20 protein-coding genes are annotated in these 19,206 nt (G+C 40.1%); 8 read left to right on the top strand and 12 right to left on the bottom strand.

Annotated elements, in window-relative coordinates; all coding sequences use genetic code 11:
* Positions 1-7 precede the first annotated feature (7 nt).
* The 7 genes from CH364_RS05505 (at position 8) to CH364_RS05475 (ending at position 5,200) form a co-directional block, all read left to right on the top strand.
* The gene (locus tag CH364_RS05505) at positions 8-748 is read left to right on the top strand and encodes an LIC11073 family putative lipoprotein (RefSeq protein ID WP_100742553.1); all 741 of its coding nucleotides are present in this window, start codon (positions 8-10) and stop codon (positions 746-748) included.
* Positions 738-1,460 carry a 16S rRNA (cytidine(1402)-2'-O)-methyltransferase gene (gene rsmI, locus CH364_RS05500; protein WP_100742552.1) on the top strand — a complete coding sequence of 241 codons (723 nt, stop codon included), beginning with the start codon at positions 738-740 and terminating at the stop codon, positions 1,458-1,460. Before CH364_RS05505 ends, rsmI begins: the two co-directional genes overlap by 11 nt.
* Positions 1,461-1,481: 21 nt before the next feature.
* A complete protein-coding gene (locus CH364_RS05495) occupies positions 1,482-1,808 on the top strand; it encodes a flagellar biosynthesis anti-sigma factor FlgM (RefSeq protein ID WP_002973649.1) in 327 nt (108 codons plus the stop codon).
* Between the two features lie 83 nt (positions 1,809-1,891).
* Entirely contained in the window at positions 1,892-3,058 is a 1,167-nt protein-coding gene (locus CH364_RS05490) for an iron-containing alcohol dehydrogenase (protein WP_004789281.1), read from the top strand.
* Between the two features lie 6 nt (positions 3,059-3,064).
* Positions 3,065-3,310: a hypothetical protein gene (locus CH364_RS05485; RefSeq protein WP_100742551.1), complete on the top strand. Its 246-nt coding sequence runs from the start codon at positions 3,065-3,067 to the stop codon at positions 3,308-3,310.
* The gene (locus tag CH364_RS05480) at positions 3,307-4,485 is read left to right on the top strand and encodes a flagellar motor switch protein FliG (protein WP_207762215.1); all 1,179 of its coding nucleotides are present in this window, start codon (positions 3,307-3,309) and stop codon (positions 4,483-4,485) included. Before CH364_RS05485 ends, CH364_RS05480 begins: the two co-directional genes overlap by 4 nt.
* Positions 4,486-4,549: 64 nt before the next feature.
* Complete coding sequence (locus CH364_RS05475; RefSeq protein ID WP_243401263.1) at positions 4,550-5,200, top strand: hypothetical protein; 651 nt, start codon at positions 4,550-4,552, stop codon at positions 5,198-5,200.
* 63 nt (positions 5,201-5,263) lie between these two features.
* Here the strand turns inward: CH364_RS05475 and glpK are convergent, their stop codons facing one another.
* Together glpK and CH364_RS05465 are read right to left on the bottom strand one after the other, a co-directional pair.
* On the bottom strand, positions 5,264-6,760 hold the full coding sequence (gene glpK, locus CH364_RS05470; protein WP_100742550.1) for a glycerol kinase GlpK: 1,497 nt from the start codon (positions 6,758-6,760) through the stop codon (positions 5,264-5,266).
* A 1-nt stretch (position 6,761) separates the two neighbouring features.
* Positions 6,762-7,718 (bottom strand): MBL fold metallo-hydrolase, encoded by a 957-nt coding sequence (locus CH364_RS05465; protein WP_100742549.1) that lies wholly within the window; start codon positions 7,716-7,718, stop codon positions 6,762-6,764.
* A gap of 85 nt (positions 7,719-7,803) precedes the next feature.
* On the opposite strand from CH364_RS05465, the gene CH364_RS05460 reads away from it, so the two are divergent.
* Complete coding sequence (locus CH364_RS05460) at positions 7,804-8,121, top strand: STAS domain-containing protein (RefSeq protein ID WP_100743429.1); 318 nt, start codon at positions 7,804-7,806, stop codon at positions 8,119-8,121.
* 2 nt (positions 8,122-8,123) lie between these two features.
* Here the strand turns inward: CH364_RS05460 and CH364_RS05455 are convergent, their stop codons facing one another.
* The 10 genes from CH364_RS05455 to CH364_RS05410 all read right to left on the bottom strand — a co-directional run bounded on the left by CH364_RS05455 (position 8,124) and on the right by CH364_RS05410 (position 19,083).
* Positions 8,124-8,879 (bottom strand): CDP-alcohol phosphatidyltransferase family protein, encoded by a 756-nt coding sequence (locus CH364_RS05455; RefSeq protein WP_100742548.1) that lies wholly within the window; start codon positions 8,877-8,879, stop codon positions 8,124-8,126.
* Entirely contained in the window at positions 8,876-9,901 is a 1,026-nt protein-coding gene (tsaD, locus tag CH364_RS05450; protein ID WP_100742547.1) for a tRNA (adenosine(37)-N6)-threonylcarbamoyltransferase complex transferase subunit TsaD, read from the bottom strand. The genes CH364_RS05455 and tsaD overlap by 4 nt, the downstream gene beginning before the upstream one ends.
* Positions 9,901-11,265 (bottom strand): S41 family peptidase, encoded by a 1,365-nt coding sequence (locus tag CH364_RS05445; RefSeq protein ID WP_207762238.1) that lies wholly within the window; start codon positions 11,263-11,265, stop codon positions 9,901-9,903. The genes tsaD and CH364_RS05445 overlap by 1 nt, the downstream gene beginning before the upstream one ends.
* Position 11,266: 1 nt before the next feature.
* Positions 11,267-11,557: an LA_1448 family UV-C exposure upregulated protein gene (locus CH364_RS05440; protein ID WP_207762214.1), complete on the bottom strand. Its 291-nt coding sequence runs from the start codon at positions 11,555-11,557 to the stop codon at positions 11,267-11,269.
* Positions 11,558-11,593: 36 nt separating this feature from the next.
* Positions 11,594-12,202: a transcriptional repressor LexA gene (gene lexA / locus CH364_RS05435; protein ID WP_100742545.1), complete on the bottom strand. Its 609-nt coding sequence runs from the start codon at positions 12,200-12,202 to the stop codon at positions 11,594-11,596.
* A gap of 50 nt (positions 12,203-12,252) precedes the next feature.
* Positions 12,253-13,434: an efflux RND transporter periplasmic adaptor subunit gene (locus CH364_RS05430; RefSeq protein WP_100742544.1), complete on the bottom strand. Its 1,182-nt coding sequence runs from the start codon at positions 13,432-13,434 to the stop codon at positions 12,253-12,255.
* A gap of 5 nt (positions 13,435-13,439) precedes the next feature.
* Entirely contained in the window at positions 13,440-14,765 is a 1,326-nt protein-coding gene (locus CH364_RS05425) for a TolC family protein (protein ID WP_100742543.1), read from the bottom strand.
* Complete coding sequence (locus tag CH364_RS05420; RefSeq protein WP_100742542.1) at positions 14,762-15,385, bottom strand: inorganic pyrophosphatase; 624 nt, start codon at positions 15,383-15,385, stop codon at positions 14,762-14,764. The genes CH364_RS05425 and CH364_RS05420 overlap by 4 nt, the downstream gene beginning before the upstream one ends.
* On the bottom strand, positions 15,382-18,681 hold the full coding sequence (locus CH364_RS05415; protein WP_100742541.1) for an efflux RND transporter permease subunit: 3,300 nt from the start codon (positions 18,679-18,681) through the stop codon (positions 15,382-15,384). The genes CH364_RS05420 and CH364_RS05415 overlap by 4 nt, the downstream gene beginning before the upstream one ends.
* Positions 18,682-18,756: 75 nt before the next feature.
* Complete coding sequence (locus CH364_RS05410) at positions 18,757-19,083, bottom strand: hypothetical protein (protein ID WP_100742540.1); 327 nt, start codon at positions 19,081-19,083, stop codon at positions 18,757-18,759.
* Positions 19,084-19,206: the final 123 nt, after the last annotated feature.

Genomic DNA, 19,206 nt, shown 5'->3' with positions numbered 1-19,206 from the left:
AAACTGAATGCGTTTTCCCTCTTTACATCCAATTTACTTAGTCTGCATATCTTTTCTCTCTTTTTTTCACTGCGGGATCAATACAGATACGCCCGTGGCCCCATTTGTGTTTTTGGTTCCTCCCAATGTGCCACAGATTCTTTCGGTTGTGGCGGTAAATAGCAATATTACTAACGACTACCAAACAGATTTTTTCAATTATTCAGCGGACCCAAGGCCGGAGTACATCTTGCGTTATTTTGTAACGAACAGAGAGCCACAATTTTTGGGTTACAATCTCTACGTAACCACAGCTTTCCCGGGAATCATCCAAACCATCCAAGGGGAATGGCTAGAAGATGGGGTCCAACCGAGTTTTCCCCACCTTCCTTATGAGGCCTCCACTTCTTCAAGTAAGGTTGTGACCAAAAGGATTCGGTTTGCGGTTCCTCCACCGGGAGCAGAGTTCTTTCAAAAGTGCCAAATTTACAATTTTACAATGCGATCCATGCTCACTGGAGGACTGATTTCTAACCCTTCCACAGCTGTGAGTACCTGTGCCATTCCGAATCGAGTGAATGACATCCAAACACTTTGTGCTACTGGAGCTGGTTGTAATACAACTACCTGTGCCAACCCAGCTTGTGGGACACCAAGTTCCTGCGCATTGGGAACAGCCTGCAACCCCTGCACCAAAGGGAATAATGATTTAGGTTGTACTTGTCCAGCCGGCCAATCTCCTCCAGGATGCCAATACGTTGGCCCATAAACGGGAAGTAGGTTCTCTCTATGTCGTGGCCACACCCATAGGTAATCTGGGGGACATCACACTTCGAGCTTTAGAAATCTTTAAAACTGTGGACCTCGTTCTCTGTGAATCATCCAAAGAAACTAGGTCTCTATTTTCCAAATTAGAAATTGTGACTCCGGTCCTTGCCCTTTATAAAGACAGTTCAGAAACTCCGTATGCCAATGTCCTAGAACAACTAAAGGCTGGAAAATCGATGGCCCTAGTTTCTGATGCAGGAACTCCGGGCGTTTCGGATCCAGGAAGCCAGATGGTGCGAACCGCTCGGGAAAAAGGGATTCGGATCGTTCCTGTGCCAGGTGCCTCCGCCCTAACCGCTCTACTTTCTGTTTCTGGATTTCAGGTCAATCCCACATATTTTTTAGGGTTCCTCTCTGAAAAACCGAGTAAAAAACGCCGAGAATTAGAAAGAGCCTCGGAGATCGATGGTCTTGTGGTTTTTTATGAATCGGTTCACAAACTCCCAAGACTCTACCCTATGCTTGAAGAGCTCTTTCCGGAAACGGAGGTCCTTGTGGGAAGGGAGTTGACGAAGACCTTTGAAGAGGTACTTTACTATGCAAATCCTAGGGAATTGGCGAAAGATCCGCCAAATGCCAAAGGAGAGTTTGCTTTTCTCTTAAATCATCGAAAAAAAACACTTAAGGGAATTTCGGATTCCTCCGATATGTGATGTAGGAAGAGGACTAAATATATGAACGTCGACAAAGTAGGACGAGTTGGTGGTTACGGATACGAACCAAAAAAACCACAAGGGCCAAGAGAAACGGAAGCACAAGCTCCGGTAGACACAATTTCTATCTCTGACGCTGCCAAAAAAATTGCCTCAGAAGCAAAACTTCAAGCAGAAGTAAAACAGATCGCAAAACAAATCGTACAAGCCCCTCCAGAGGAAGATCGTACGGAAAAAATCAAAGCGATCAAAGAACGATTGAAAAACGGCGACTACGACAACCTCTCAACAGAGATGTTGGATAAAATCTCCGACCAAATCGCGTCAACTTTCCTCGGACAACAGTAAAAAGGACGGGTGGTGAGGGATCCTTTTTTATTGTCCTCTCCGAGGATTTCTCTAACTCCGCCGAATCATAATTAGGGGATCGTATGCCAGTTCTCCCCGAATGGATTAATTTTCAATTTCCTCCTAAAATTCACTTCGAAATCGATTGTGGATACAAACTCGGATCTTTTGTTAAAAACATTGGGTCTCGAGTGGTTCTTATCACCACACAAAAAGAACTAGAAAACGCAGAAGAACTTTCCATCATCAAAACCAGTCTCGAAAAACACGCAGAAGGTGTGATCATCTACGATGATATTGTTGACCGAGTTCATTTTAAAGATTTAGATTCCTGTGCTCACTTCCTTAGAATTTCCAATGCAGATTGTGTGGTGGCTTATGGTTCTTTTGAATCAGTAAACGCAGGTAAGGCGGCATCTCTTCTTGCTACCAATGATTTATTTGCAGAAGAACTCCTCATTGGAAAAAAACAACCCAAGAAAAAAGGCCTTCCTTTAATTGTGGTTCCGACAAAACCCCTACTCGGAAATGAATGTTCCCCATTTTTTTCGATCGTGGATGATAAAGACAAAAATAGAAAATACTTTGCTCATGAATGGGCTTTTCCTGAACTCATCGTCTCTGATCCGAAAATTGGGGCTGGGATGTCTAGTTCTGAAACTGCAAAAACCGGAATCTCCATTCTATCGGCAGCGGTAGACAGTATTCTTTCTAAATATGCCAATGAGATTACCTCATCCACGGCACTTCGTTCCATTGAACTTATCTCTAAAAACATTGTTCCTGCCATTCGAGAACCAAGAAACTTAGGGCCAAAAAACTCCATTTATGCAGCAAGTTTACTTGCAGGAATTGCTCAATCCACAAGTAGCCTTGGACTTTGTTATGCATTGTCACTTGCCGTAACAACCGTTACTAATTTAGATATTTTTCAAAGTATGTCAATCCTTCTCCCACATGTGATGGAATACAACTTAACTTCATCAGCTGGAAAGTATGTAATGATTGCAAGGGCGCTAGATGAAGACGTCACCAATATCTCGGTAATTGAAGCAGCGATTAAAGCGGTGGAAGGAATTCGTAAAATTTATTTAGAACTGCGTATTCCCCAAAGGTTATCCGAATACGAAGTGAAAAAAATCGACCTACCTGGGATTGCTACCTTGGCGGCTACCTATTCATTTCTTGATTGTCTTCCTAGAGAACTTCCCAAAAATGAAATCGAAACCATCCTCGTGGCTGCGTTTTAGGTTCCCTTGATCCAACTAACGGAATTCGAAAAAAAACTTTTAGAAACTTTTACTCTCAGTGATCGCGATGCGAGACGATTGTTACGAGTCATCCAAGACCTTTCCATCGTCGTCGGAATGGATCATGAAGAGATTTATGACTTCATGCGTTTTGGCGTGGAAAATGAGTTGGAAATTTTAAAAAGAGATTATAATTGGGAACACTTTCGGATTCGAATTCAGAAAAAACTTAAAAAATCTCCACCCCTTTGATTTATAGACAAGGAAACAATTACCATTTCTTTTTAGCCAACGCCGACTCGGTGGCTCGGTTCCAATCTTCCATTTTTCCTTTTTATCCGATTCCCAAAAATAAGATTCCAGAATTACCTTCTGTCACCTCAGATCCAATTCTTTTTCCGCAGTTTTTATACGAGTTACAATACAATAGGCAAACCTTGGGATCCAAACCAGTCCACACACCCACTTACATGGGTAGTAAGAAAGTTCCTACAGATACCGAATCAAAACCAAAACCAGGATTTTTTCCCTTAACTACCAATATGGGTGGGGTACAAAATTCTCCCTTTTCTCTTTACAGGGGAAAACGAGACAAATTCCAATCAGCAAAATATCTCTCACTACGAGACATCATAAACCCAGAACTTTCGGAAGACTTAGTGCGGGAAAAAATTGAATCTTTATATTTTGATGCCAAAAGTAAAACCTTCCTTTTTCGTTTGGTATCCATTCTCTTTTCGGGAACACCAAAAGAAGAAGAAACCATTGTTTCCAATTTATTTCGTTTTGAACCAGAGTTTGCTAAATTCTTAAACAAACAGATGTTTACTGTCGAAATGATTCCTTTGATACATGGAAACTTTTTACAAGAGATCCTACGTGACCACGATGAAAGATATATCAAATACGTAATTCCTAGTCTTTCCAAACCTGTCTTGGAAGTGGTACGAACTTCTCTCTCGAAAAACAAAATGAAACAAATTTTAGATGGACCCATAAAGAAACCTCCAGAGGGAGAGGATTTAGTTTCTGTCATTGAAACAGAACTCTTCAAACGATTTGCGAGAAATATTTATTACGAAGAAGGATCTATCTTTACCTACCGGGAGACTGGGGATGAGGAACGAAAAGAAGAAGTTTCCTTTATCGATGCCAAGAAGTTTCAATTCTTTGTCGATGGTCATATTCTCCAATTTTATGGAAGAACTGTAACAAAAATATTTTTCAAAACCTGCGACTGGATCGATGCCCTGCGATTTGATTTCTTTTTATCTCGGAAAGAAATCGAAACAAATGAATTCCATAGACTTCCTCCAGACCTACTCATTGAAATTCCCTACTATTCTACTGGAATTTTTCTTGTAGGCGGTGGAATTACAAAGCAGAAAAATCCATTCGAATTTTCGCTTCTTTGGTTTGATTACTAAAATTTAATTTTAGTTTTTTACTTTTTCTCTAGACCGGCTGTTTGTTTGGTTTCTCATTGGGGTCATGTCCAAACAAACCAATAACCTTCTCAATCGAAATCGGATTCCGTTTTTCATTTGTAGTTTGTTATTTCTTAGTTACTACCTTACAATGTATCTGGTACCACCACCACCTAACGAAACAAATTTATTACAAAAATGGATTTTAGATTGGAAACATTACCTCCAAATTGCAGATGAGATCTTAATTTTTGCCGTCCTCGCATCACTTCCTGTGATTTATATTTTGGGAAATCCTTGGAAAAAGGAGGAACCACCCATGGTTCTCTTTGCGTCTGGTTTGTTTTTCCTTCTAGTGGTTCCGCTCTTTGTTTTCTTGGATTTATTAATAGGAAGGTTGGTTTATCCTGTGAATGTATATCCATTGTCAGAGGACACGATTGTTTTTCTTCTGAGTATGCAAGTGGGAACCATGCATATGATCTCGCTCGTTTTAGCTCTAGCGATTTTATTATATAGTATTTTTTATCGAAAAAAGAATAAAAACGGTAGTTTGATTTTGGTCTTTGGAATCCTTACATTTGGGTTGCAAATGATTGCAAGTTACTCCTGGTTACTCGCACCAGAAGTATTACTATTTTGCCAACTGAGTTTTCCGATTTGGATTCTATTCGCAGGAATTACATTTGTAAAAGAAGAATCATTCAGCACATAAACAAACCAAATAACAACCGCTAGGTTAATTGACGATTAACCTAGTTAGACAAAATGGCTCCTTTTAATTTCCTGTTTTTACCCGAGCGATCGCCCAATTCCATTTATCGATTTCTTCTTTTCTTTCAGACTCTTTCATCTTAGGCAGAAACTGAGTGGTTTTTGTTTCTTCTTTACGAAGGCTTGCGACCGATTTAAAAAATCCTCGTTCGAGTCCAGCTAGGTAAGCAGCGCCAAGAACTGTTGTGTCGACATTTTGGGGACGAATGACTTTAGTTCCGAGAATGTCTGCTTGGAATTGCATAAGCCAAGCATTGGAAGTAGCTCCCCCATCCACACGTAAGAACTTCAAAGGTTTTCCCGTTTCTTTTTCCATCGCATTGGCGAGCTCATAAGATTGTAAGGCAATGGCTTTGAGTGCGGCTCTTGTGATCTGTGCAGGTGTTGTGTCTCTAGAGAGTCCAAAGATGGCACCACGAGCTTCTTGGTCCCAATGAGGAGCACCAAGTCCAGCAAAGGCAGGAACAAAAACCAAATCATCTTTTGTTTTAATGGCTTTCACCAATTTTTCAGAATCTTTTGAGTATTCAAAAAATTCTAAATTGTCGCGGAGAAACTGGACTACGGCACCACCAATAAATACAGAACCTTCTAAACAATAGACAGTTTTTCCTTCAGGACCGAGTGCCAATGTTGTGATGAGACCTTGGTTTGAAATTCTAAATTCATCTCCCACGTTGAAGAGTAAAAAACATCCAGTGCCATAAGTGTTTTTAGCTTCCCCAGGTTCTGTACACAATTGACCAAAGAGAGCTCCTTGTTGGTCACCCACAAGAGAAGAAATTGGAATTCCATCAGGAAGAGATTTAACATTAGATGTGAAACCAAATAAGTTTTTTGAATTAAATGCTTTAGGGAGCATTGACATAGGTACTCGTAAAATTTCGCAAAGTTCCTCATCCCATTCTTTTGTTTGGATATTAAAAAGAAGTGTTCTTGAGGCATTGGTATGATCCGTTTTGTGTTCTTTGTGACCGGTGAGCTTATACAATAACCAAGTGTCAATGGTTCCAAATAATAAATCACCTTTCTCAGCTTTGGCCCGAGCACCTTTGACGTTATCGAGGATCCATTGGATTTTTGTTCCTGAAAAATAAGCATCCAAAACTAAACCTGTTTTGTTTCGAAAATTGGAATCTAAGCTTTGTTTTTTTAAGTCCTTACAAATATCAGAAGTCCTTCTGCATTGCCAGACAATGGCGTTGTACACAGGTTTGCCGGTCTTTTTATCCCAAACAACAGAAGTTTCCCTTTGGTTGGTGATTCCAATGGCAACAGCATCCTTTGGATTTAATTTACCGTTTTTAATGGCTTGGCCAATGAGTTTTTGAGTTTTTACCCAAATTTCTTCTGGATCATGTTCAACCCAACCTGGTTTAGGATAGTATTGTTTGAATTCTTGGTAAGCTGAAGAAATAACTTTTCCTTTGTCGTTAAAACAAAACGTTCTGATTCCTGTCGTTCCCGCATCAATTCCAATGATATAATTTTTTTTTGCCATTTTAAACCTCTATTTCCAAACCTTCATAAGCCATTATGATTTCTAATTTTCCGTGCGGATCAAACATCTCCTTGTATTTAAGAGCCCGCAAATACACCAAATCCAACTTCTCATCATCATAAGAAGGATCATGGTGAAACATGACTAATTTTTTAACCTTTGCACGAAGAGCGATATCGGTTGCAATTGAGGCGGAGCTATGACCCCAGTCAATTTTTTGTAAGGAATCTTCGAATGTGTATTGGGTATCAAATACAAGGACATCTGCATCCCTAAAATAATCAATATAGGTATCGATGTTCTCCATCTCTTCCAAATTGAATTCTGCATCGGATGCAAAAATGATCGCCTTTCCATCTTCCATAAACCGATAAGAAAAACTTCCACCAGGATGGCGCACTGCCTTACTAAAAGCCTGTATGTTTGGCCCAAGTGAGATGATCTCTCCTTCCTCTATAAATTGAAAGGTTTTATTGGCTGCGTAGTGATCAAAGGAAACAGGAAAATGCGTAAATACAAATTGGTGTTCCAATCTTTTTTCAACATCATTCATACAGGAAATAAATTCAAAATGATTGCCAGGCAAAAAGAGAGGAACAAAAAACGGAATTCCTTGGATATGATCCCAGTGTGTATGTGTTAAGATCCAATAGGCATGGCCAACACCTTTTCCAAAGTCAGAGGACATCATTTGATTTCCTAGTTCCCGAAGTCCGGTTCCCCCATCAATGATGATTAAGTTTCCATCTTTATCTCGAATTTCAACACAAGTCGTATTACCGCCGTAAGTTGATGAAGATGAAAAACTTAAAGAATTTAGGAAACTAAGGATACTCTGTTCGTTTTGAATGTCGGTAGGACTTGCCAAAGAAAGAATTTTTTCAATTTTATGTTTAACACTTTCAGGCCGAATGGGTGAACCAATGGAACCGCGGACACCCCAAAACTTGATTTTCATTGCTCTTTTTCTAGAGTCCTTTTTTGAAAAATCAAACGTTTTTTGATTGTATTTGGTTCTTTCAGATGTTGTCTTAACTGAAGTTATGTTTCAGTATGAAATCAACCGAGAGAACGAAAAAGCGGTAGTCCTTCTAAAAGGGTCTTTGTCCCTGCGAGACACTCCCAAACTAAAAGCGGACATCAAAACATTGATTGATACTGAGGATGTAAAAGAAGTTGTTTTAGATTTTAAAAACTTGAGTTATTTGGATTCCTCTGGAATCGGAATCCTACTCCATACTTACAGTTGGACCAAGGAAAAGAAAAAACAAGTTCGCATCATCCACATTTCAGAGGAAGTCAAAACGATTTTTACTGTCGCAAACCTGCTGGATATTTTCCAACTCAAAGAATCCACTTAAGACTACACACGGTAGTCCTGAATGGTTTGAATCAAAAAAGAAACAATTCCAGAAAAAACATAAAATCCCACTGCACCATACATCACGTATGGCCATTGATAAAACCCAATGGCTAGTAACAATAGTCCAAGTCCAAGAATGCTAATCCCTAATTTTTTCCAGGAAAAAAGTCCCCGGATGGCAACCTGAGGTTTACTATATCTTAAAGTAGAAACCATAAGGAGAGCAGTGAAAACAAAAAAGAGAACTGCAGTCCAAACCGGAACTTGTGATACAGAAAATACCAAAGGAAAAATTCCAATGACAACCCCTGCTACTGGAGAGGGTAGCCCATTAAAAGATTTCGGATCGTGAGCAACATTAAAACGTGCCAAACGATAAGCGGCACAGATTGGATACAAGGCTGCGATGAACATACCCAATGGAAAATAATCCGGTCTGTCAAAAATATCCAATTTGATATCGTAGAAGAACATTTTGTACGATAAAAATCCTGGGGCAATGCCAAAGGTGGTTAAGTCAGCCAAACTGTCCAAGTCTGCACCTAGTTCACTAGTACAATTCAGGGCTCGAGCGGCCATTCCGTCAAAACCATCGAATAACGCTGCTAAGATGATAAATACACCCGCTAGCGAATAAAGTTCATGCGAATTTGATTGAGAAGGATTGGTTTCTGCTACAAGTAACATAGAAACAAATCCTAATGTTAAGTTTCCCAGAGTGAGTGTATTCGGAATCCAAGTTAATTTTAGTTTCATAATATTTGTTCAAAGTTTCGTTTTGGGCTTACCTTAAAGTCAAGCCCCACAAAAGATTTTTGTTTCCAAAGATGGTATCCAAGACATGCCACCATCGCTCCGTTATCTGTGCAGTAAATTTTTTTGCCAGGATAAAATAGGTCAAACCCAGACCTTTCTTTTTCTTTCTCCAAATTCTCCCGAAGGGTACCGTTGGCGAGAACCCCACCTGCCGCCACCACTGTCCGAATTCCCGTTTTTTGAATGGCCTTTCGAATGTTCCGAGTGACAAGCTCAAAGGCAGTCTTTTGAAAGTAATAAGAAATTTTTTCAATAGGCGGATTTGTAACATTCGCTTTTAAAAAATACAATACAGCTGTTTTTAGGCCACTATAGGAAAAACGAATCCGATCTTCTCCATCTTCCTTTAAAAGTTTAGGGAAGGGATTGGCCTCCCCTTTTGTCGGTTGGTAGGCATTGGCTTTTGATTCCAGATAAGGACCGCCGGGATAAGGCAAGTTTAAAACTGCACTCACTTTATCAAAAGCTTCACCGAGTGAATCATCTTGGGTATCAGCAAGGATCTGTAGGTTCCCAAATCCTCTATAAAGATAAATTGATGAATTTCCGCCTGAAAGAAGGACTCCAAGCCACGGAAACGGAGGAAGTTCTCTTTCTAAACCAATCACTGCCAAATGTGCTTCAAGATGGTTGACCGCAACAATAGGAGTTCCATACACAAGAGAGATACAACGAGCAAGTTGAGCACCAATCATAAGTGATCCAACTAACCCAGGATAGCTGGTAACTGCTACATATTCTAATTCGGAATATTTGATTCCCACCTCTTCCATCGATATAGCAAGGAGAGAATTAATTTTTTCTAAATGGGCTCTTGAGGCAATTTCGGGAACCACTCCCCGATACGGAGAATGGGAATCAATTTGGCTATAGATTTTTAAGGAAAGTAATTCCTTTCCATCCCGAACAATGGCAATGGAAGTTTCGTCACAACTGGATTCAATTCCCAACCCGTAGGTCATTATTTCAAAACACGAATGGCTTCAGCAAGTTGGGTATCTAAATCCAGCCGAGGTTTGGTATTTGATGAACCTGCTCTCATTTCATTGAATAAAAAAATTCTGATAACAGAATCAGAAATAGTAAGGTTTTCTTTTTTCAAAATCGCGGAAAAATCACTGAGTGCCAGATCATTGAATTCCTCGTGTGTTTCTAAAAACGGACGAACAAGATTTTTTTTATACAATTTTTCTAAAGCATACTTTTCATCTTCACTTGCGGCAATGGGATTCACAACAAAATCAGGTGTGATCCCCTTCCCATGGATGGAAATTCCAGATGGAGTGTAGTATTTTTGAATGGTAATGGCAACCCCGGTTCCTCCAGAAAGCGGAAAAATGGACTGAACACTTCCCTTCCCAAAACTTTGGGTACCAACGACCACAGCACGTTTGTTATCTTTTAATGCACCTGCTAAAATTTCAGAAGCACTTGCCGATCCCCCGTTCACGAGTATTGCAATGGGAATCTCTAAAAACTTTTTTTCTTTTTTATCGGCTTTGTAACTTTTTACAAGAACTCCACCTCTACCTTTAACAGACACAATGTCCGACTCTGGTGGTAAAAACATGTCAGCCAGGTCAATGGCTAGATCCAAAAGGCCACCAGGATTCATTCTCAAATCGATGACTAGTTTTTTTGCACCTGCTTCTTTCATAGAAGTGACTGCGTTTGCAAATTCTTTCGCAGTGGTTTCTTTTCCCATAAACTGAACCAGTTTGATATAACCAGTTTCCGTTTCTGGAAGGTAATGAGACCTGACATATCGAATTTGAATGAGTTCTCGAACCAAATTGACAACAAAGGGATCTTTGATTCCTTTTCTTTCAATTTTCATTGAAATCGAAGAACCGACTTCCCCACGCATCATTCCTATCGATTCCGATAGAGATACAGACTTTGTACTTTTTCCGTTGATTTCTATGATTTTATCTTGGGGTTGGAGTCCTGCCTTCCATGCAGGAGTGCCTTCAATTGGGGCCACAATGATAAATGCATTTTCTTGGAAACTGATCTCAACTCCTATCCCGCCGAAACTCCCTTTGGTTTCATTCTGTAGTTCACCAAATTCATCTGTGTCCAAAAATCGAGTGTGAGGATCACCTAAACTTTGTAAGGCTCCAAGAATTGCCCCAGTATATATTTTTTTTTCTTCTTGTGGATCCACATAATCGTTTTCAATATAAGAAACGACTTCATGCAAAATCTGTAAGTATTTTTCGCCATCCGTAGATATAGCTTTTACTTTCTCTGTGCTAACAAAAAAAACAATTACCACCAAACAGAAGGTAATTGTCCCCCAAACCAGACGTTCTGAAATTTTGATTTTATTCATTTCCATAAATTGACTCGTATAAGGCCTTGTTTTCTTTTTTTAACATTTTTTTGGCTTCCGGGATCGACAGCCGGTATACTTCGCACGCCTCTTCGAACAGAGCACTGTCAGTTGGTGCAGGTCGTTTGGTGTCTGCCATAAGTCCTGTTTGGATTCGATTTTGCGCAAATCGCTCCAAAACTCGTTTCAAATCATAGGCAGAGATATCTTGTTTTTTGGGAGCGCAAGAAAGGATGAGGGATAAAATGAGAAGAGTTGGGAAAAAGAAGAGATGTTTCGACATCCCTTCTAAACTCATGCCCAACCGGGCTTTGGTCAATCAGTAAATACGATAGAGACCGATTAGTTTTCCAATTATCGTGGCCTTTTTGGTACGAATGGGTTTCAATTTTGCATTTCTTGGTTCGAGACGGATCATATCTGTTTCTTTATAAAAAACTTTGAGAGTGGCTTCGTTTTCAATCATCGCAACAACGATCTCACCGTTTCTTGCCGTGTCTTTTTTTTGGATGATCGCAATATCCCCGTCACTGATCCCCGCTTCCACCATGGAATCCCCTTTGACCCGAAGGGCAAAAGTTCCCGGTTTGGCAGCCATTCCATCGGGAACCGCAATGTATTCTTCAATGTTTTCCTCGGCTAAGATGGGTGAACCGGCGGCAACTTGGCCAAGAAGGGGAATTCCCGAAGCTCGGACGAGGAGTGCCTCTTCCGCATTTCCTTTTAATAGTTCGATGGCCCGGCTTTGGTTTTTCGAAGTGCGAATATAACCTTTTTTTTCAATGGCCTTGAGATGGTCATAGGCGCCTTTGGCTGTGATGCCAAATTGGTCGCCCATTTCACGAATGGTAGGAGGGAAACCCTTCTCGCGGACTGTGTCCGAAATGTATTGTAGGACCAGTTCTTGTTTTTCCGTGAGATCTTTCATACTAAACAGATAACTAGGAAATGGGCGTTATGTCAACAAAAAACTAGGAGTTATAATTTTAAATATTCACTTTTCAATACAAAACTTCCCTCTTCTACAATTGCTTCACCCGATTCCACACCGTTTGTGATTTCTACCCAATGGTCATAAGTTTTACCAATTCCAATTTTTTTGGCAGAAAAAGATCCATCACTGTTACGAACAAAAACAAAATTTTCACCCTCAATTTTATGAATACAATCTGCAGGAATCACCTTTGCTTTGTTTACTGATGATTCAACCATTGCACCCACAACGGTGGCGGTTACACTTTGACCGGGACGTAACCTTCCTTTTGAGTTTCTCACTTCCAACCGAATCTCTGCCGTTTTTTTAATAGGATCAATCACATCCCCAACGTGAGAAACCACTGCTTTTAAAGAATCATCTTTAGAACCAATCGGAATCACTTTTGCCTCGTTTCCCATTCGAATGGACGCCAAATCTTTTTCATAAACTTCTAAGTTGATCCACAAAACACTTAAATCTGCTACAGTAAAAAGATTATCACGAGCATTGACCGCCTGACCAATGATAGCTTCTCTTTCTGTAACAGTTCCAGAAATGGGTGTTCTGATGTATAAGTTTTTAGAATTATATTTCCCGGCTTCTAAGTTAGCGATTTCTATTTCATTGAGGCCAAGATTTTCTAGTGCGTTTCGAGATGTTTCCATCTCTGCTTTGACCGATTTATAATCCATTAATGACATTTCATATTCTTTCGCAGAAGTTACTTTTCTTTCATATAAATCTTTTGCTCTATCTGCCTGCACTTTTAAAGCTTCGAGTCTCGCTCTAGCTTTCAAATAATTTGCTTCGGTAGTCCCAAGTTCTACAGATTGGATAGAAGCAAGTGCTGTGCTTTTTTTCACATGTTCACCTTCTTTCACAAAAACCTGTACAATTCGTCCGCTAACACGCGAACCAACTTTAGCAACACTATTCATATCATAAGATACAGTTCCAGGAAGTTGAAGCTCTTCTTCCAAGGCTTTTTCTTCTAGATATACAACTGAAAACGGGTGGTTCTTCTGAATTTCTTGAGAGATAATGAACTTTGATTTGTCTTCAGTTATGGCTTCTGTTTTTTTACCTGAACCAAAAAACTTTGTATAACCAAAGTATGCCAAACTTCCAACGAGTACAAGTATACTCAATGAACGAATATTTTTAAAATTAAATTCTGTTTTCATATAAATTAAAACTCCGAGCTATCCATCTTTCCGATAGAAGCTTTGTATCCTTCCAAAGCATTGTAATAGAGATAAATGATTTCATAATAACTACGAAGGACACTGAGATAGTTTTTCTCCGCCTCCAAAAAAGTTACTAAATTGGATGCACCTCGAATGTAAGCAAGTCTTGACTTCTCTTGTACCTCTTTGTTTTTTTCCAAGAGCCCCATTTTTTGGTAATCCAATAATTGCGATTCTCGTGCTTGTAATTCTTTGATTGCCGCTGAAATCTCAGAAAGGATTTCGTTCCGTTTTGCATCCACATCGAATCCTAATTTTTTATAGGACTCTTCTGACTTTAAGATTTCCCCTTGTTTGCGATCAAATAAAGGAAGTGGAGTGGCCGCATAAATACCGGTAACATTTTCATTTCCTTTGTTTAAAAATTCAACCCCCAAAGTCAACGGTGGAATGATCTCTCGTTTTTTTAATTCGATATTCATTCTTTCCCTTTGTTGGCGAATTTTTAAAGCCACCAAATCGGGTCTTTCTTCAATATCAAAATCGTTTAAATCAATCCCAAACTCTCGTGTAGAAATAAATTCCAACCTACCTTTGATACTCAATGGCGAATTTAAATCTGAAATCCCAATCAATACTCGAAGGTTTTTCACTACTTGCGCACGAAGGATTCTTGCATTTCGGTATTCCCTTTCGATTTGAACCCGCTCCAAAGCCAAACGATCATACTCTAAAAAAGAAATATCGCCTTTTTCAGCTCTGAGTTTGGTTAAATCCAAAAGGTCTTGGTAATTTTCCAAAAACTCTTTTTGGTAATTGATTTGTTCCGTTACATAAAGATAAGTCCAAAAGTTTTGGCGAAGACGTAATCGAAATAAACGATCGAAGTCGCGAAAACTAGCAATGGTTCCCAAGAACTCTTGTTTGGCGACTTTCTCACGCTGAGGAATCACCCCACTCATATCAAATGGTTGGTTGTAAATGATTGAAGTTTCTGGTTTTCCTGTTGCGGCATTAGCCGAGGCTCCCATAAACTGCTGTTGCATATTAATAATTGGATTATAATATAAACTTGCCGTGATAATATCACCTCGTGCCATCCCAATGTTCTGTTTTTCACGTAGATACAAAGGATTACTAGTGACAGCAAAGTTTTCCAACTCATCCAAATTCCACTTTTCTTTGGAGTCTTGGGCCCTGGAATCTTCACCAAGAAAAAATAATTCATCCTTAGAGTGAAGTTCATACACTGCTTTTTCTTTTGGAAAAACAGTGTATGAATGGATTCCAAGAAGGAATAAAACCAAAAACTTCGTTATTGATTTCATACAGTTACAAATTTCTTTATATAATCTTCAATTCCAAACTGAATCACTTTGATTGCTTCTTTACGGTCGTATACCTCTGTAATTTCAACAGTTCCCGTAGAAGGAGAATTTGGATCTAGTTTGTAAGTTAAAAAATAATGGTGGAGTTTGTTGATAAGGGCTTTTGGAACCTCAGAAATGTCTTTGATTTGGCCGAACACTTCGTCCCCTTTTAGAACAGCTACAATTTTGTCATCGGCTTCACCTTTATCGATCATTCGAAGACCACCAATGGGAATTACTGTAAGAATCATATTACCATGAGTGATTGGATTCACACTGAGTACACAAATGTCAATAGGATCTCCGTCTCCAATGATATCTGGTCGGCCAACTACTTCCGAACAATGTTTCCCAGATGCTTCACCGGAATAAGTTCTTGGAATGAACCCATACAAAGTCGGCGAACGGTTGCTATACTTTTGAGGTCTATCTACACGGATAAAACCAGATGCTTTATCAATTTCATATTTAACTGTGTCTTGTGGAGTGAGTTCGATAAATACATCCAACTCATCTGGTGCTTTTGGTCCGAGTTCTAATCCATGCCAAGGGTGTGCTACGTAATAATTAGGTTTCATTTAAGTCCTCTTTTTTTAGATTTCTGATTTTGTTTATTTGTTTTGGAATCATCTTCCGTTTGTGATTCGTGATGATCCGCTTCATAATGATGCGAATGTCCGTGGGAATCGTGGACTTCTGATGCTTTGTATTTTTTCATCTCTTCTACAAAGTATTCATTCATTTTACGTTCCCTTTCCATTTGCCTGATCTCTTGACGTTGTGCTAGTTTGACTAAAAACTCAAAGGCAATGGGCAGAAGAAAACGTGATAAGATCGTTGCCACAAGAACTCCACCCATTACCACCGTTGCCAGTGGTCTTTGCACCTCTGCTCCTGCACTTGATGCAATGGCCATGGGTAAAAATCCAATGATGGCAACAAGTTCTGTGGTAGCAACAGCACGTAAGGTATACACAGCAGCTTCCACAACTGCTTTAGAAGGATCACGGGTGATCTTTAATTGGTCCTTAAGAGCCGAAGCATAAACAACCCCGTTTAACACTGATATACCGGCTGCCGCAATGAATCCAACTCCAGCTGGAATGGAAAATGGGAGGCCTCGAATGACAAGGGAAAGGATTCCTCCTGAAAGTGACAAAGGCACTAAAATAAAGACTCCCAATGCATAATAAACACTTCCAAAAGCTATAAAAAGCATCGCAAAAATAATGGCACCTGCAATGGGAATCACTATGGCAAGTCGATTCTTAGCACGAGTGAAGTTTTCAAACTGGCCACCCCAATCCACATAGTATCCTTGCGGTAATCCTGATTCAATCGACTGTGTCGCTGCTTGTACATCATTTACAAATCCAATCATATCTCGCCCACGAACGTTTACTTCCACAAGGATCCTTCGTTTCAAGCCTTCGTGATAAAGAGCAGCTGGTCCTTCTGTCATCGTAATGTCTGTGACCTGACCAAGAGGAACTGTTCCACCGAGTTCCGTCATTACGGGAACGTTTTCGATGACACCGATGTCAGTTACGTCTGCATCCAAACGAACAATCAAATCAAAGCGTTTGTAACCTTCGTAAACTTTTCCAGCATTGGCACCCACTCGAAGAGTTTCGATGGTTGTGAGAATTTCTTCCGCACGAACCCCATACCGCGCCATGTTTCCACGATTCATTTTGATTTCGAGAAGTGGTAAACCTAAAAGTTTTTGGACTCGTAAGTCGGCAGCCCCTTGGATTTTTTTGATTTTGGATGCATAATTATCTGCAATGGATTTGAGTGTTTTTAAATCATCACCATAAATTTTAATCACGATATCTGCTTTGGAACCGGATAACAATGCATTGACGCGGTTTTCAATGGGTTGTGACAAACTGATGTAGGAAGAAGGAACACTGTTGTTCACAGAATTTTTCATGAGTTCCATCAGCTCTTCTCTATCATGTGCCGAAACCCATTCTTTTTTGGGTTTCAATTTGACCATCATCTCTCCTTCTTCCGAACCAATGGGTTCTGCTGCCGATTCCCCCCGACCTTGCCTTGAAACAACACTCACTGCTTCTGGAAATTTCAATATCACCTTTTCCATTTCCAAATTCAAATCACGTGAGTGATTGATGGCAGTAGAAGGCAATCGTTTGATGTCGATGGCAATTTCTCCTTCATCAATCCTTGGTAAAAATTCGGAACCGAGAGTGGATGCGAGCATAAACGATAACAAAACAACTCCGATCCCGGCATAAGTAAACTGGCGTTTGAACTTCATCCCATAAGTTAGAACTTCCGCATACTTAGTTTGAAACTTTTCCCAAAATGCAGACTCATGCAAAATTGGTTTTTTATAAATATACGACATGAGGGCTGGGAAAGTGGTAATGGAATAAAGAAGAGCAGCACCTAACGCAAAAGCAACGGTGATTGCCATCGGACGAAACATCCTACCTTCCACACCTTCTAATGTCATAAGTGGCAAATATACTAGTAAAATAATTCCCACACTAAAAGCGGAAGCCCGCACCACTTTGATACAAGACTCCATGATCACTTCTTCCATTCCATCTTCCATGTCTTGGGCTGAAGTCTTCGAAAGAAGAAAACTTTTACGAAGTAAAAATCCATGAAGTGTGGACTCTAACATCACAATGGAACCATCCACAAGAAGACCGAAGTCGAGAGCTCCCAGTGACATTAAGTTTCCCACAATGCCAAAGGCATTCATTAAAATTGTGGCCACCATCATAGAAACAGGAATGGCAAGTGCGACGGCAAATGCCCCTTTTACGGTTCCTAAAGTTAAAATGAGACAAACAAGAACAATGATAGCGGCTTCCACCAAATTGGTAAATACTGTGGAAAGAGTTCGGCCAATGAATTCCGAGCGGTCATAATACACTTCGATCTTCATCCCTTGGGGAAGACGAGATTCAATCTCTTTCATTTTTTCTTTCACTCGGCTCACAACTTGAAGTGAGTTACTACCGAGTAACATCATGGCAGTCCCACCCACAACTTCTCGTTTGCCGTTCATGGTACTCAGTCCAAAACGAAGGGCAGGTCCCGTTTCCACTCGAGCAATTTGGCCCAGTGTCAAAGGAATTCCATCTCTTGAAGTTCTTACAGAAAGCCTCGCAATATCATCAATGGATTTAAATTGGCTTTCCCCTCGAATCACAAACTGTTCTTCCCCTTTTTGGATGTACCCACCGCCAAGATTGACGTTGGCACCTTCAAGTGCTTCTGTGATCAGAGAGAGAGTTAGATTATGAGATAACAATCGTTTGGGGTCGATTTTAATTTGAAACTGTTTGGCATCTCCCCCCACCACGTTCACATCAATGATTCCTTTGACAGAACGAAGTTGTCTTGCCACTTCCCATTCCATCACCGTGCGGAGTTCTTCCGGAGAATGGCTTTCCGATACTAGTGCAAATTCATAAATATCGCCAAGACCAGTAGCAATGGGAGAAAGTTCTGGTCTTCCATAGGATTTCGGAATAAAGTTCTCTGCTTGTTTGAGCCTTTCATTTACAAGTTGTCTTGCAAAATAGATATCCGTTCCATCTTCGAAGATAACAGTCACAGAACTCACACCAGTTCTTGAGATAGACCGGATCTCTGTTACCTTAGGCATCCCGTTAAACTCAAGTTCGATGGGGTAAGTGATAAATTGTTCTACCTCTAAAGGAGAAAGACCAGGCACCGAAGTCACTGCAGATACCTGTACGTTTGTCACATCAGGAATAGCATCGATTGAAAGGTGCAGCGCATTGTAAAAACCAACAATGGTGAGTGCTGCTGTCAAAACGAGAACTGTGGCCCGTTTGTGAATGGAAAACTGAATGATTTTTTCTAACATAATTCCTATTTCAAATAAAAAACATCGCAAGAGCCATTAAAGGCTTCCGCTTCTAGACTAATCTACATGCAACGATTAAGCCAAAACAGGAGGTGGGAGGTAAAGAAAGTGGAATAAGATGAGAATTTCATGAAAAAAAACAGGTTCTGTCGAAAGTGTGGACCAACGTATGACCAAAACCTTTACCGGAGACTCCTCTCTTCGAGAAGGAACCAGTTTCAAAACTTGGTTGGATTCTTTGGAGGAAGTAAGAACACGAGTCGTTTCTTCCAACTCGTAGGATTGGTATTGGAAGTCCAAATCTTCGAGAGGAGAAACAAACCGGTCATCGACCAGATTCAGATTGATGAAAACCGCTAAAAGCAGGATGAACCCTGACTTCCAGAAGCGCCTAATTTTCACTTTTTTTTCCTATTCTTGAGACCCAGGTTCAAGAATAGACCCAGAGACTCAAGTGAAAACCCCGGAAATATGAACTTTTTTCTATTTCCTTTTGATGACAAATACTTGTGTAGTTGCCAAAAC

The sequence above is a fragment of the Leptospira harrisiae genome (assembly GCF_002811945.1).
Taxonomy (GTDB): Bacteria; Spirochaetota; Leptospiria; order Leptospirales; family Leptospiraceae; genus Leptospira_A; species Leptospira_A harrisiae.
This window is presented reverse-complemented; position numbering and strand designations above follow the sequence as displayed.

Bases quoted from the DNA above. Each gene is read 5' to 3' on its own strand.
- CH364_RS05415 (WP_100742541.1), bottom strand. From the start codon at position 18,681: ATGTTAGAAAAAATCATTCAGTTTTCCATTCACAAACGGGCCACAGTT.
- lexA (WP_100742545.1), bottom strand. From the start codon at position 12,202: ATGAAAGATCTCACGGAAAAACAAGAACTGGTCCTACAATACATTTCG.
- CH364_RS05505 (WP_100742553.1), top strand. From the start codon at position 8: ATGCGTTTTCCCTCTTTACATCCAATTTACTTAGTCTGCATATCTTTT.
- CH364_RS05495 (WP_002973649.1), top strand. From the start codon at position 1,482: ATGAACGTCGACAAAGTAGGACGAGTTGGTGGTTACGGATACGAACCA.
- CH364_RS05455 (WP_100742548.1), bottom strand. From the start codon at position 8,879: ATGAAACTAAAATTAACTTGGATTCCGAATACACTCACTCTGGGAAAC.
- CH364_RS05465 (WP_100742549.1), bottom strand. From the start codon at position 7,718: ATGAAAATCAAGTTTTGGGGTGTCCGCGGTTCCATTGGTTCACCCATT.
- glpK (WP_100742550.1), bottom strand. From the start codon at position 6,760: ATGGCAAAAAAAAATTATATCATTGGAATTGATGCGGGAACGACAGGA.
- CH364_RS05430 (WP_100742544.1), bottom strand. From the start codon at position 13,434: ATGAAAACAGAATTTAATTTTAAAAATATTCGTTCATTGAGTATACTT.
- CH364_RS05460 (WP_100743429.1), top strand. From the start codon at position 7,804: ATGTTTCAGTATGAAATCAACCGAGAGAACGAAAAAGCGGTAGTCCTT.
- CH364_RS05490 (WP_004789281.1), top strand. From the start codon at position 1,892: ATGCCAGTTCTCCCCGAATGGATTAATTTTCAATTTCCTCCTAAAATT.
- CH364_RS05420 (WP_100742542.1), bottom strand. From the start codon at position 15,385: ATGAAACCTAATTATTACGTAGCACACCCTTGGCATGGATTAGAACTC.
- CH364_RS05425 (WP_100742543.1), bottom strand. From the start codon at position 14,765: ATGAAATCAATAACGAAGTTTTTGGTTTTATTCCTTCTTGGAATCCAT.
- CH364_RS05440 (WP_207762214.1), bottom strand. From the start codon at position 11,557: ATGTCGAAACATCTCTTCTTTTTCCCAACTCTTCTCATTTTATCCCTC.
- tsaD (WP_100742547.1), bottom strand. From the start codon at position 9,901: ATGACCTACGGGTTGGGAATTGAATCCAGTTGTGACGAAACTTCCATT.
- CH364_RS05475 (WP_243401263.1), top strand. From the start codon at position 4,550: ATGTCCAAACAAACCAATAACCTTCTCAATCGAAATCGGATTCCGTTT.